Below are 13,662 nucleotides of genomic sequence, written 5' to 3'. Positions count from 1 at the left end.
GCAGGAGAACCAAGATGATCGATCCCGATATCAGCCTTGCTCCAACCCTGGCCGCGGAGCGGCCCGATGCCAAACCGCGGACCCGCCTCGGCCTCGGCGCCCTGCTCGCCGTGGCCATCGGCCTGGTGGTGTCGCAGGGCGTGATGGTGCTGATGCTGCAAGGCGCCGGCATCGCCGGGCTGGGCTTTCTGATCCCGCTGACCCTGGCCTTTTTCCTCGCCCTGACCTATGTGATGTCGTTCTCCGAGCTGGCGCTGATGATTCCCCGCGCCGGCAGCCTGAGCAGCTACACCGAGGTGGCGCTGGGGCATTTCCCGGCCATCCTCGCCACCTTCTCCGGCTACGTGGTGGTGGCGATGTTCGCCCTGTCGGCCGAGCTGCTGCTGCTCGACCTGATCATCGCCGAGGTCTATCCCGGCGCGTTGCCGAGCATGAGCGTGGCCTATGGCGTGCTGATCCTGTTCACCCTGCTCAACCTGCTCGGCATCGACCTGTTCGCCCGCCTGCAGTCGGCCCTGGCACTGGTGATGGTGGTGGTGCTGCTGGCCCTGGGCCTGACCGCGATGACCGGCAGCGGCAGCCAGCCGGCGCTGACCCAGGCCCTGACCCACGACTGGAACCCGCTCGGCGCCGGGGTGCTGACTCTGGTGGCGCTGGCCATCTGGGGCTTCGTCGGCGCCGAGTTCGTCTGCCCGCTGGTGGAGGAGTCCAAACAGCCGGAGCGCAACATCCCCTGGTCGATGATGCTCGGCGTCGGGGTGATCTTCGTCACCATCGCGCTGTACTCGATCGGCGCGCTGTTCTACGTGCCGCAGGAGGAACTGGCCGGCGCCGCGCTGCCGCATTATCTGTTCGCCACCGCGCTGCTCGGCGAGGGCGGCAAGCTGTTCCTGGTGATCGCCGCGGCCACCGCCACCTGCAGCACGCTCAACACCTCGCTGGCGGCCATCCCGCGCATGCTGCTGGGCATGGCGGTCAACGGCCAGGCCTTTCCCCAGTTCAAGCTGCTCAGCAAGCGCTTCAACACGCCCTGGGTGGCGGTGCTGTTCGTCGCCGCCATCACCGGTGCGCCGGTGCTGCTGATGGGCGACGACCCGGGCGCCATCGGCCTGCTGCTGCTGGCCGCGGCCATCGCCTGGCTGCTGGCCTACATCATCTGCCACCTCGACGTGATCGCCCTGCGCCGCCGGTACCCGGACCTGGCGCGGCCGTTCAAGACGCCGTTCTACCCGCTGCCGCAGGTGCTCGGCATCGCCGGCATGCTGGTGTCGATCTACTACGTGTCGCCGGCCCCGGAGATGACCGCCTCGATCTTCACCAGCGCCGGCGCGGTGCTCGGCCTGGTGTCGCTGATCGCGGTGCTGTGGATCAAGCTGGTGATGCGCAAGCCGCTGTTCGTCCCCGAACCGCTGGACCAGGTGCTGGCCCGTAAATAACCGATTTGCCGCCGGGGGTACGCCCCCGGCCCCCCGATCATTCATCAAGGCGAGGTCTCTGCCATGACTGTTCCCCACACCCCCAGCCGCTCCACCCGTGACTATCAGGAGCTGGACGCGGCCCACCACATCCATGCCTTCGTCGACCAGAAGGCGCTCAACGCCGAAGGGCCGCGCGTGATGGTGCGCGGCGAGGGCCTGCATTTGTGGGACAACGACGGCAATCGCTACCTCGACGGCATGTCCGGCCTGTGGTGCACCAACCTCGGCTACGGCCGCAAGGACCTGGCCGCCGCCGCCAGCCGCCAGCTGGAGCAGCTGCCGTACTACAACATGTTCTTCCACACCACCCACCCGGCGGTGGTGGAGCTCTCCGAGCAGCTGTTCAGCCTGCTGCCGAGCCACTACAGCCACGCCGTCTACACCAACTCCGGCTCGGAGGCCAACGAGGTGCTGATCCGCACCGTGCGCCGCTACTGGCAGATTGTCGGCAAGCCGCAGAAGAAGGTGATGATCGGCCGCTGGAACGGCTACCACGGCTCCACGCTGGCCAGCACCGCGCTGGGCGGGATGAAATTCATGCACGAGATGGGCGGCATGCTGCCGGACATCGCCCATATCGACGAGCCCTACTGGTTCGCCGCCGGCGGCGAGCTGAGCCCGGCCGAGTTCGGCCGCCGCTGCGCGCTGCAGCTGGAGGAGAAGATTCTCGAGCTGGGCGCCGAGAACGTCGCCGCCTTTATCGCCGAGCCGTTCCAGGGCGCCGGTGGCATGATCTTCCCGCCGGAAAGCTACTGGCCGGAGATCCAGCGCATCTGCCGCCAGTACGACGTGCTGCTGTGCGCCGACGAGGTGATCGGCGGTTTCGGCCGCACCGGAGAATGGTTCGCCCACCAGCACTTCGGCTTCCAGCCCGACACATTGTCCATCGCCAAGGGACTGACCTCGGGCTATATCCCCATGGGCGGTCTGGTATTGAGCAAGCGCATCGCCGACACCCTGGTGGAGCAGGGCGGGGTCTATGCCCACGGCCTGACCTACTCCGGCCACCCGGTGGCCGCTGCCGTGGCCATCGCCAATATCAAGGCGCTGCGCGACGAAGGCGTGGTCGAGCGGGTCAAGGTCGATACCGGCCCCTACCTGCAGCAGTGCCTGCGCGAGACGTTCGCCGGCCACCCGCTGATCGGCGAGATCCAGGGCAGCGGCCTGGTCGCGGCGCTGCAATTCAGCGAGGACAAGGCGACGCGCAAGCGCTTCGCCAACGAAGCCGAGCTGACCTGGCGCTGCCGCAGCATCGGCTTCGACAACGGCCTGATCATCCGCGCCACCCTCGGCCGGATGATCATGGCCCCGGCGCTGGTGGCCACGCGCAGCGAACTCGACGAGCTGGTCGCCAAGACCAAGCTGGCGGTGGACCAGACCGCGCGGGAGATCGGCGTGCTCTAGCGGCCAGCGTGGCAGGACCGAGGCGCAGCTTCGCAAGGGGCTGCGCCTTTTTTTCGTTCGGCGGGCGCGGGACAGCTGCCGCGGGCGTCAACCCTGCCGATACAGCCAGGCCAGATAGAGCAGGGCGGGCTGCGCTGCCTGCAGCGCCAGTAGCCCGGGCTGGTCTTCCAGCAGCAATCCCTGGCCGCTTTCCAGCCGCTGCATCTCGCCGTCCGGCAGCCGACACTCGATGCCCGCGCCAGCCTGGCACCAGAGCAGCATCACCGCCGCATCGTTGTGCAATTCCTGCCGCCCATGCAGCCGTAGCGGGGCCAGGCGATGGCGCCAGGTGCCGCGGCGGGTCATCAGGTTGAGGTCGCCGACCGGGCCGTCCACCAGCGACGCGGTAATCGCCTCCTCGCCGGCAAACTGCGCCACCGCGCCGCCGGCGTGCAGTTCCTCGATCCGCCCGTCGCCACGCTGCAGGCGCAGCCCCGCGCCACTCAGCAGCGCCAGGCTGCGGTCGACGCCGGCAAAGGCCGAGAACGGCCCCGCCGCGCCGACCCGCGCGCTGCTGATGCGCCATTGGAAATCCTCCAGCCCGGCGCCCGCCGGAGCGATGGCCAGTTCCAGGGTTTCGCCGCCGCCGTTCTTCCAGGGCATGACGCGGGCAGTGGCAAGGGCGAGCGGGGTGCAGGGCATGGTTTCTCCAAATGTATATACATAAACGCAAGGCGACGAATGGCAGTCGTCGACGGCATCTGCACGCGGTCTCTCGCCAACGACGGAAACGGCTCTATATCAGGCGCTTAGCTCGTTGAGAGGATCGCATTCGCCGTCGGGTGACCATTTGCTCATGTGAGCCGGCATGGCTTGACGGACCATCGAGTCATCCATATTGTATATACAAAACAAGCAGGGAGAATCCCATGCCGACACAATCAACTTCGAAACAGCTGTGGCGCGAGGTGCAGGTCTTCGATGGCCTGGCGCAGCTGGACGAGCCCATGACCCTGCTGGTCGAGGACGGGCGCATCGCAGGTCTATGGCCGGCGCGCGAGTTTAACGAGGCCTATGCCGAGGGCGCCGCCTGCGCCGGTCGCGGCGGGGTGATGACCCCCGGCCTGGTCGACTGCCACACCCACCTGGTCTATGCCGGCAACCGCGCCGGCGAGTTCGAGCAGCGCCTGGAAGGCGTCAGCTACGAAGAGATCGCCCGCGCCGGTGGCGGCATTCTCAGCAGCGTGCGCGCCACCCGCGCCGCCAGCGAGGACGAGCTGGTCGCCGCCAGCCTGCCGCGCCTCGATGCGCTGCTGGCCGATGGCGTGACCACGGTGGAGATCAAGTCCGGCTACGGCCTGACCGTCGCCGACGAAATGAAGATGCTGCGCGTGGCCCGCCGCCTCGGCCAGCTGCGTCCGGTGCGGGTGATCACCACCCTGCTCGGCGCCCACGCGCTGCCGCCGGAATACGCCGGCCGCGCCGACGACTACGTCAGCCTGGTCTGCGACGAGATGATCCCGGCCGCCGCAGCCGAAGGCCTGGCCGATGCGGTGGACGTGTTCTGCGAGGGCATCGGCTTCTCTCCGGCGCAGTGCGAGCGCATCTACCAGGCGGCCCAGGCCCATGGCCTGGCGATCAAGGCGCATGCCGAGCAACTGTCCAACCTCGGCGGCAGCGCCCTGGCCGCCCGCTACGGCGCCCTGTCGGCCGACCATATCGAATACCTGGACGAGGCCGGTGTGCGCGCCATGGCCGAGGCCGGCACCGTCGCCGTGCTGCTGCCCGGCGCCTTCCACGTGCTGCGCGAGACCCGGCTGCCGCCCATCGAGCTGCTGCGCCAGTACCAGGTGCCGATGGCCGTGGCCAGCGACGCCAACCCCGGCACCTCGCCGATCTGCCTGCCCACACTGATGGCCAACCTGGCCTGCACCCTGTTTCGTTTGACCCCGCGCGAAGCGCTGAGCGGCATGACCGCCCATGGCGCCCGCGCTCTAGGCCGCCTCGACCTGGGGCGGATCGAGGTCGGCGCGCCCGCCGACCTGTGCCTGTGGGATATCCAGCAACCGGCCGAACTGGCCTACGCGGTGCAGGCCGGACGCCTGCGCCAGCGCATCTTCAATGGAGAAGTGGTGTATGCACGCTGACCGTCACTGCATGAGCGCCTGGAGCGGCCGCACCGATCCCGAAGCCGACAGCGCGCGCTGGCACCAGCGCATCCGCTCGCTCACCGAGACCAGCGAGCCGGGCCTGGCCCTGATCGGCTTCGCCTGCGACGAGGGCGTGCGCCGCAATCATGGCCGCGTCGGCGCAGCCGCCGCGCCGCAGAGCGTGCGCAAGGCGCTGGCCAACCTGGCCTGGCACCGCCAGGCGCCGGCCTTCGACGCCGGCGACATCACCTGCGAAGACGGCGACCTGGAAGCGGCCCAGGCGCGCCTGGCCGAGGGCGTCTGCGCGCTGCTGGATGCCGGCCACCTGCCGCTGGTGATCGGCGGCGGCCACGAGGTAGCCTTCGGCAGCTGGTCGGGTCTGGCCGAGCATCTATCCGGCAACCACGCCCCGCGAATCGGCATCGTCAACTTCGACGCCCATTTCGACCTGCGCGACCCGGCCCACGTGCATTCCTCCGGTACCCCCTTCGCGCAGATCGCCGAGCAGTGCGCCGCGCGTGGCTGGCCGTTCCGCTACGCCTGCTTAGGGATAAGCCGCGCCAGCAACACCCGCGCGCTGTTCGCCAAGGCCGCCGAGCTAGGCGTGCTGGTGCGCGAGGATCGCGAGATCCGCGAGGCCACCCTGGAGGCCATCGGCGCCGAGCTGGACGCCTTCGCCGCTGGCTGCGACGCGCTCTACCTGACCATCGACATCGACGTGCTGCCGGCCTGCGAGGCGCCCGGCGTCAGCGCCCCGGCCGCGCGCGGGGTGCGCCTGGAGCTGCTCGAGCCGCTGATCGAGCGGCTCAAGGCCAGCGGCAAGCTGCGCCTGGCCGACCTGGCCGAGATCAACCCGGAATACGACATCGACAACCGTACCGCCAAGGTGGCGGCGCGCCTGATCCATCTGCTCAGCCTCTGAGCACACAAGCCCGGCCCTTTCCCGCACAACAACAACTACGAGGAAACCACGATGTTCACCACCGCCCGCCGCCGCGGCCAGGAGCCGCGCCATGTCTGAGTCCCTGCCGCTGAGCGCCGGCGTGTCGCGCCCGCGTGCGCTGGCCCGCCTGCTGGGTTACAGCCTGATCGGCCTGCTGCTGTTCTTCGTGCCGTTCGAGATCGGCGGGCGTTCGACCATCCTCCTCGACCACGCCGCCAGCGCCCTGCAGCTGCATGCGCGGCCCCTGGTGATCGGCCTGGCGCTGCTGTTCATGCTCTACGGCGCCGTTGTCCCCTGGGTCGACGGCAGCTGGCGGCGCAGCCGCACCCACGGCGTGTTCAGCGTGCTCAAGGTGTTCGGCCTGTTGATCGGCGTCGCCTACCTGCTGCAGCTCGGCCCGCAGGCGCTGTATCAGCCCGGCATGCTGCCGTTTCTGTTCGACAAGCTGGTACTCAGCCTGGCGCTGATCGTGCCGCTGGGTTCGCTGGCCCTGGTGTTTCTGATCGGCTTCGGCCTGCTGGAGCTGATCGGCGTGCTGATGCAGCCGGTGATGCGGCCGATCTGGCGTACGCCGGGCAAGTCGGCCATCGACGCCGTGGCCTCCTTCGTCGGCAGCTACTCGGTGGGCCTGCTGATCACCGACCGCATGTACCGCCAGGGCCACTACAGCCTGCGCGAGGCGGCGATCATCGCCACCGGTTTCTCCACCGTGTCGGCGCCGTTCATGGTGATCATCGCCAAGACCCTCGGCCTGATGGGCCAGTGGAACCTGTATTTCTGGAGCGCCATGGCGGTGACCTTCGCCGTCACCGCGATCAGCGCGCGCATCTATCCGCTGTCGCGGCTGCCCTCCGAGTCCATCCCGGAAGCGCCGCTGCAGTCCGGCGAAAGCCGCCTGGCCAGCGCCTGGCGCGCCGGGATGGAGCAGGCCAGCAATGCGCCGTCACTGGGCTCGGCCCTGCGTGAAACCTTCCTCGACGGCCTGCGCATGACCGCCGCCATCCTGCCGAGCATCCTCGCCGTCGGCCTGCTCGGTCTGCTCGCCGCCAAGTACACCCCGCTGTTCGATGCCCTCGGTCTGCTGCTCTATCCGCTGACCTGGCTGTTCGGCCTGGACGAACCGATGCAGGTGGCCCGCGCCCTGTCTTCGGGCCTGGCCGAGATGTTCCTGCCGGCCATGCTGCTCAAGGACGCCGACGTGCTGGTGAAGTTCGTCACCGCCATCGTCTCGGTGAGCAGCGTGCTGTTTCTCTCCGCCTCGATTCCCTGCGTGCTGGCCACGCGGATTCCCCTGAGCCTGGGCCACCTGCTGCTGATCTGGCTGCAGCGCACCCTGCTCAGCCTGCTGCTGGCCATCCCCCTGGCCTATCTCGCGCAATTTCTGGGCTGGCTCTGACCGCCCACCCTTAACTCGTTCTCCACAGGAGCCCGCAAATGACCAAGTACCGCGACATCGAAATCCGCGCCCCGCGCGGCAACACGCTCACCGCCAAGAGCTGGCTGACCGAAGCGCCGCTGCGCATGCTGATGAACAACCTCGACCCGGACGTGGCCGAGAACCCCAAGGAGCTGGTGGTGTACGGTGGCATCGGCCGCGCCGCGCGCAACTGGGAGTGCTACGACAAGATCGTCGAGACCCTCAAGGAGCTGAACGACGACGAGACCCTGCTGGTGCAGTCCGGCAAGCCGGTCGGTGTGTTCAAGACCCATAGCAACGCCCCGCGCGTGCTGATCGCCAACTCCAACCTGGTGCCGCACTGGGCCACCTGGGAGCACTTCAACGAGCTGGACGCCAAGGGCCTGGCCATGTACGGCCAGATGACCGCCGGCAGCTGGATCTACATCGGCAGCCAGGGCATCGTCCAGGGCACCTACGAAACCTTCGTCGAAGCCGGTCGCCAGCACTACGGCGGCGACCTCAAGGGCCGCTGGGTACTGACCGCCGGTCTCGGCGGCATGGGCGGCGCCCAGCCGCTGGCCGCCACCCTGGCCGGCGCCTGCTCGCTGAACATCGAGTGCCAGCAGTCGCGCATCGACTTCCGCCTGCGCAGCCGTTACGTCGACGAGCAGGCCACTGACCTGGACGACGCCCTGGCGCGCATCGCCAAGTACACCGGCGAAGGCAAGGCCATCTCCATCGCCCTGCTGGGCAACGCCGCCGAAATCCTGCCGGAGCTGGTCAAGCGGGGTGTGCGCCCGGACATGGTCACCGACCAGACCAGCGCCCACGACCCGCTCAACGGCTACCTGCCGATCGGCTGGACCTGGGAGCAGTACCGCGACCGCGCGCAGACCGACGCCGCCGCGGTGGTCAAGGCCGCCAAGCAGTCCATGGCCGTGCACGTCAAAGCCATGCTGGAGTTCCAGAAGCAGGGCGTGCCGACCTTCGACTACGGCAACAACATCCGCCAGATGGCCAAGGAGGAGGGCGTGGACAACGCCTTCGACTTCCCCGGCTTCGTCCCGGCCTATATCCGACCGCTGTTCTGCCGCGGCATCGGCCCGTTCCGCTGGGCGGCGCTGTCCGGCAACGCCGAGGACATCTACAGGACCGACGCCAAGGTCAAGGAACTGATCCCGGACGACGCCCACCTGCACCGCTGGCTGGACATGGCGCGCGAGCGCATTTCCTTCCAGGGCCTGCCGGCGCGTATCTGCTGGGTTGGTCTGGGCCTGCGTGCCAAGCTGGGCCTGGCGTTCAACGAAATGGTGCGGAGCGGTGAGCTGTCGGCGCCTATCGTGATCGGTCGCGACCACCTGGACAGCGGCTCGGTCTCCAGCCCCAACCGCGAGACCGAAGCCATGCAGGATGGCTCCGATGCCGTGTCCGACTGGCCGCTGCTCAACGCCCTGCTGAATACCGCCAGCGGCGCGACCTGGGTGTCGCTGCACCATGGCGGTGGCGTGGGCATGGGCTTCTCTCAGCATTCGGGTATGGTCATCGTCTGCGATGGCACCGACGAAGCCGCCGCGCGCATCGCCCGCGTGCTGACCAACGACCCGGGCACCGGTGTGATGCGTCATGCCGACGCCGGTTACCAGATCGCCATCGATTGCGCCCGCGAGCAGGGCCTGAACTTGCCGATGATCGGCTGAGGAAAGAGATTTCATGACTACCCTGAATCTGAAACCCGGCCAGCTGACCCTGGCCGACCTGCGCGCCGCCTACCAGGCGCCCGTGCACCTGACCCTCGACGCCAGCGCCCATGAAGCGATCGACGCCAGCGTCGCCTGCGTCAACCAGATCATCGCCGAGGGCCGCACCGCCTACGGCATCAACACCGGCTTCGGCCTGCTGGCCTCGACCCGCATCGCCAACGACGACCTGGAGAAGCTGCAGCGCTCGCTGGTGCTGTCCCACGCCGCCGGCATCGGCGAGCCGCTGGACGACGCCATGGTGCGGCTGATCATGCTGCTGAAGATCAACAGCCTGGCGCGCGGTTTCTCCGGCATCCGGCGCAAGGTGATCGAGGCGCTGATCGCCCTGGTCAACGCCGAGGTCTACCCGCATATCCCGCTGAAGGGCTCGGTCGGCGCCTCCGGCGACCTGGCGCCGCTGGCGCATATGTCGCTGGTGCTGCTCGGCGAGAGCCAGGCACGGCACAAGGGCCAGTGGCTGCCGGCCACCGAGGCGCTGGCCATCGCCGGCCTGGAGCCGATGACCCTGGCCGCCAAGGAGGGCCTGGCCCTGCTCAACGGCACCCAGGTGTCCACCGCCTATGCCCTGCGCGGGCTGTTCGAGGGCGAAGACCTGTACGCCGCCGCCAGCGTCTGCGGCGCGCTGAGCGTCGAGGCGCTGCTGGGCTCGCGCTCGCCCTTCGATGCGCGCATCCACAATGCTCGTGGCCAGCGCGGGCAGATCGACGCGGCGTCCGCCTTCCGTCATCTGCTCGGCGACAGCAGCGAGATCGGTCGCTCCCACGCCGCCTGCGACAAGGTCCAGGACCCCTACTCGCTGCGCTGCCAGCCGCAGGTCATGGGCGCCTGCCTGACCCAGCTGCGCCAGGCCGCCGAAGTGCTCGGCGTCGAGGCCAACGCCGTATCGGACAACCCGCTGGTGTTCGCCGCCGAAGGCGAGGTGATCTCCGGTGGCAACTTCCACGCCGAGCCGGTGGCCATGGCCGCCGACAATATCGCCCTGGCCATCGCCGAGATCGGCTCGCTGTCCGAGCGGCGCATCTCGCTGATGATGGACAAGCACATGTCGCAGCTGCCGCCCTTCCTGGTGGCCAATGGCGGCGTGAACTCCGGCTTCATGATCGCCCAGGTCACTGCAGCGGCCCTGGCCAGCGACAACAAGGCGCTGTCTCACCCGCACAGCGTCGACAGCCTGCCCACTTCCGCCAACCAGGAAGACCACGTGTCGATGGCGCCGAACGCCGGCAAGCGCCTGTGGGACATGGCCGAGAACACCCGCGGCATTCTCGCCGTGGAATGGCTCGGCGCCTGCCAGGGCCTGGACTTCCGCGAAGGGCTGGAGAGCTCGCCGGCGCTGGAGCAGGCGCGTCAGGCGTTGCGCGCCAAGGTGCCGTACTACGTCGAGGATCGCTTCTTCGCCCCGGACATCGCCGCTGCCGACGCGCTGCTGGCCGCGCGCGTGCTGACGCCGCTGCTGCCGGCCGGCATGCTGCCGTCGATAGGCTAAGCGCCGGCGGGCGTGCTGGCTGTTTTGTAGGAGCCGCGCCCCGCGGCGAATGGCGGTCACGCCGCAGGTTTTCCTGAACGGCCACGACCGCTTCGCCCCGAGGCGGGGCTCCTGCGAGATCAGTGGTATGGCTGATGTATCATCCGCGCACCGGGCATTTCCAAGGAGTCGCCGTGACCAGTCCCACCCCGCGCTACAAGGCCATCGAGGACTTTCTCCTCGAGCGCATCCACGGCGGCGACTATCCGGTCAATCACCAGATCCCGCCGGAGGAGCAGCTGGCGCGCGATTTCAGCGTCAGCCGCATGACCGCCAACAAGGCGATCCAGAATCTGGTGCAGAAGGGCTATCTGGTTCGCCAGGCCGGCCTCGGCACCTTCGTCACCGACCGCAAGGCCGAGTCGCCGCTGCACGAGGTGATGAACATCGCCGCCGAGGTGCGCGGTCGCGGCCATGCCTACGGCAACAAGGTGGTGCGCTGCGAGGCCATCGCCGCCGACGACGAGGTGGCTCTGCGTCTCGGCCTGCGCCTGGGCGCCGAGGTGTTCCACAGTATCCTGGTGCACCTGCAGGATGGCCTGCCGATCCAGCTCGAGGACCGCTTCGTCAACCCGCGCTGGGTGCCGCATTATCTGGACACCGACTTCAGCCAGCACACGCCTAACGAGGTGCTGGTGGCCAGTTGCCCGATCTCGGATGTCGAGCACGTGGTCGAGGCGGTGTTGGTGGATGCCCCCACCGCCGAACTGCTGCAGATCGACCCGGCCATGCCCTGTCTCAGCGTGATCCGCCGCACCTGGTCGGACGATCATCTGATCAGCTACGCGCGGCTGATCCATCCCGGCGAGCGCTACAAGCTGCGTTCGCTGCACAAGCGCAGAGGTTAGGCTTTCCGCACATCCGTAGGAGCCGGCTTGCCGGCGATCGGGGTTCGTCCTGTCGCGGCGAAAGCCCGTCCCACTGAGCGGGGTCAATCGGCGATCAACTGATCCACCAGCGCCGGGTCGTCGATAAAGCGGTTGCGCGTGCCCTGTAGCGCCGCGATCCGGTCGTTGCGCGCCTTCTCTTCGGCATCCGGCGGGTCCATGCGGTGCCAGGCCTTGTACATCGGTACCAGGCCGACGATGGGCAGGTCGTATTCCACGTGCATATAGAAGATCGCCCGGGCGATATTGCCCTTGGCCCCGTCGCGCGGCTCGACCAGCTGGAAGCTGGCCTTGAGATCGCAGCCGATGTCGGCGAACTTGCTCGGCACGTCGGCGGCCAACTCGGCGAACTGGGCGTTGCGTCGCGCCAGTTCGACGCGGGTCAGCGCCGGGTAGTGGTTGTGCAGGTCCGCGGCGATGTAGGGGTAGCGCGGGTTCATGATGCTGCATTGACGATGGGTGACACAGCGCAGCGCGCTCTTGAGCTGCCTGCTGCTGTAGATCGGGCTGGCGGTGAAGGTGCTGCCGGGGGCGGCGAAGGACTGGCCGCAATACAGCGAGGTGCCGCCGGCGCCGTAGAGGTCCTTCCAGAATGCCTGCTCGATGGCTTGCCTGGGGTCGCCCAGCTGGCTCTGTCCGCCGGCCAGTACCGGAATGCCGACGCAAGTCGCCAGGCAACCGAGAAGCAGGGTGAGGGTACGCATGGTCGAGCCCCGATAAGCGCCGTTGACGGCGTCTGGTGTTTTTGTAGGACAAGCCGGAGTCTAACAAGACGGCCATCACAGGATAAAGCCGAGCGAATGCTTGGTTGGGTACATGTAAGCCTGGGCTTACAAAGGCTGCCGCTTATCGCCACTGTCGAGGAGCCTGGCACGGGCGTACTCTGCCGTTCATGGATTCAGCGCAGGAAGCGCCTAGACAAACAGGGACACACGGGACGGCCGCCAGGATGGTGAGCAGACCAAGGATGTCAGGACAACAGTCTGCAAGGCCCCGCTCAATGCGGGGTTTTCTTTTTTGGGCGTTCGCCCCCTCGCTTGACCCCCAGAAATTTTCTCCCCGCCCTGCAGCTGGGCGCGCCGTGCGCACCGCCAGGCGTGCTATCTCACCCCAGCAACTGGCGCAACGCACTGGGCGACAGGCCGGTCCAGCGCTTGAACGAGCGGCGAAAGTTGGTGCTGTCGTGGAACTGCAGGTAGGCCGCCACCTCCTCGTTGCTGTAGCCCCTGGCCCGGTACAGGTACAGCGCAATATGCTTGCGCACCAGGTCGAGCTGCTCCTGGAAATGACTGTCGTGCTTGCTCAGCTTGCGCTTGAGGGTGGCCGGACTCATGCCGAAGGCCTGCGCCACGTTGTCCAGCGTCGGCGTCTGGCGAATATGGCTGCGCAGATGGGCGTACAGCCGATCCAGCAGGCTGGCGGAAAAGCCCAGCGCCTCCAGCTGTGCCAGGCTCTGCTGCTCGGCCACCCGCCCGGCGGTGAGCGAGGCGCCCGGCCAGGGCCGCGTCAGGTACTCGCGCGGCAGGCACATCATGTCTACCTGGCGGTCGAACGCCACGTCCTCGCCCAGGTGTACCCAGTACTGCTCGATATAGCGCGGCTGGGCATGGGCGAACTCGAAGCGCCAGGGCAGGCGCTCGTCGGCCAGCCAGCGGCTGCAGGAGGCCAGCGCGGTCATGCTCGCCTCGAGCAGGAAGCGCCGCTGCTCGCCGCAGCCGCAAGCGTCGAGCCACACCACGTAGGCGCGCTGTTCGTCGAGCAGCAGGCGCGGCGCCAGCAGCGGGCTGAGCAGGGCGCGCAGGCGTACCAGCAGTTCCAGCGCCTGTTGCAGGTTGCCGGCCTGCTGCAGGGCCTGGCTGGCCGCGCCGTAATGGCCCGGCAGCAGGCGCTGGCCGAACAGAAAGCTGCTGTCGTCGGCGTCGAGCAGGCGCCTTGCGTTGTCGATCAGCTGGAGGAACTGTTGCGGGCTGATATGCGCCTGGCCGCCGAGAATGTCCTCGTGGAACAGGCCGCTGCCGCGCAGCAGGCGATGGCTGTCCAGCTCGCGGGCCAGGGCCAGGTCGAGCAGCAGCGCCGGCTGGTAGTGGGCGGCGATGAAGCGGCTGTCGCGTTCGTACCAGCTGCCCTTGATGGCCAT

11 protein-coding genes are annotated in these 13,662 nt (G+C 68.1%); 8 read left to right on the top strand and 3 right to left on the bottom strand.

The window, feature by feature from the left end; genetic code table 11:
• Window positions 1–14 precede the first annotated feature (14 nt).
• Together ACUTAF_RS18780 and ACUTAF_RS18775 are read left to right on the top strand one after the other, a co-directional pair.
• Entirely contained in the window at window positions 15–1,436 is a 1,422-nt protein-coding gene (locus tag ACUTAF_RS18780) for an APC family permease (protein ID WP_445581392.1), read from the top strand.
• A 63-nt stretch (window positions 1,437–1,499) separates the two neighbouring features.
• Window positions 1,500–2,882, top strand: coding sequence for an aspartate aminotransferase family protein (locus ACUTAF_RS18775; protein WP_445581391.1), 1,383 nt, complete (start codon window positions 1,500–1,502; stop codon window positions 2,880–2,882).
• Between the two features lie 87 nt (window positions 2,883–2,969).
• Here ACUTAF_RS18775 and ACUTAF_RS18770 read toward each other — a convergent pair whose 3' ends face one another.
• Window positions 2,970–3,563 carry a HutD/Ves family protein gene (locus ACUTAF_RS18770; RefSeq protein ID WP_445581390.1) on the bottom strand — a complete coding sequence of 198 codons (594 nt, stop codon included), beginning with the start codon at window positions 3,561–3,563 and terminating at the stop codon, window positions 2,970–2,972.
• 227 nt (window positions 3,564–3,790) lie between these two features.
• On the opposite strand from ACUTAF_RS18770, the gene hutI reads away from it, so the two are divergent.
• The 6 genes from hutI (at window position 3,791) to hutC (ending at window position 11,486) form a co-directional block, all read left to right on the top strand.
• Complete coding sequence (gene hutI, locus ACUTAF_RS18765; protein ID WP_445581389.1) at window positions 3,791–5,008, top strand: imidazolonepropionase; 1,218 nt, start codon at window positions 3,791–3,793, stop codon at window positions 5,006–5,008.
• Window positions 4,998–5,933 carry a formimidoylglutamase gene (gene hutG, locus ACUTAF_RS18760; protein WP_445581388.1) on the top strand — a complete coding sequence of 312 codons (936 nt, stop codon included), beginning with the start codon at window positions 4,998–5,000 and terminating at the stop codon, window positions 5,931–5,933. The genes hutI and hutG overlap by 11 nt, the downstream gene beginning before the upstream one ends.
• Before the next feature lie 91 nt (window positions 5,934–6,024).
• A complete protein-coding gene (locus tag ACUTAF_RS18755) occupies window positions 6,025–7,350 on the top strand; it encodes a YjiH family protein (protein ID WP_445581387.1) in 1,326 nt (441 codons plus the stop codon).
• A gap of 38 nt (window positions 7,351–7,388) precedes the next feature.
• A complete protein-coding gene (gene hutU, locus ACUTAF_RS18750) occupies window positions 7,389–9,050 on the top strand; it encodes a urocanate hydratase (protein WP_445581386.1) in 1,662 nt (553 codons plus the stop codon).
• A gap of 13 nt (window positions 9,051–9,063) precedes the next feature.
• Window positions 9,064–10,599, top strand: a complete 1,536-nt coding sequence (gene hutH, locus ACUTAF_RS18745; protein WP_445581385.1) for a histidine ammonia-lyase — start codon at window positions 9,064–9,066, stop codon at window positions 10,597–10,599.
• Between the two features lie 173 nt (window positions 10,600–10,772).
• Complete coding sequence (gene hutC / locus ACUTAF_RS18740) at window positions 10,773–11,486, top strand: histidine utilization repressor (protein WP_445581384.1); 714 nt, start codon at window positions 10,773–10,775, stop codon at window positions 11,484–11,486.
• Between the two features lie 83 nt (window positions 11,487–11,569).
• Here hutC and ACUTAF_RS18735 read toward each other — a convergent pair whose 3' ends face one another.
• Both ACUTAF_RS18735 and ACUTAF_RS18730 read right to left on the bottom strand, forming a co-directional pair.
• Window positions 11,570–12,229, bottom strand: a complete 660-nt coding sequence (locus tag ACUTAF_RS18735) for an endonuclease (RefSeq protein ID WP_445581383.1) — start codon at window positions 12,227–12,229, stop codon at window positions 11,570–11,572.
• A gap of 401 nt (window positions 12,230–12,630) precedes the next feature.
• Window positions 12,631–13,662 carry an AraC family transcriptional regulator gene (locus ACUTAF_RS18730; RefSeq protein ID WP_445581382.1) on the bottom strand — a complete coding sequence of 344 codons (1,032 nt, stop codon included), beginning with the start codon at window positions 13,660–13,662 and terminating at the stop codon, window positions 12,631–12,633.

The organism is Pseudomonas sp. SP16.1, from assembly GCF_052682975.1.
The sequence above is the reverse complement of the archived record's forward strand: the minus strand, read 5'-3'. Positions and strand labels throughout refer to the sequence as shown.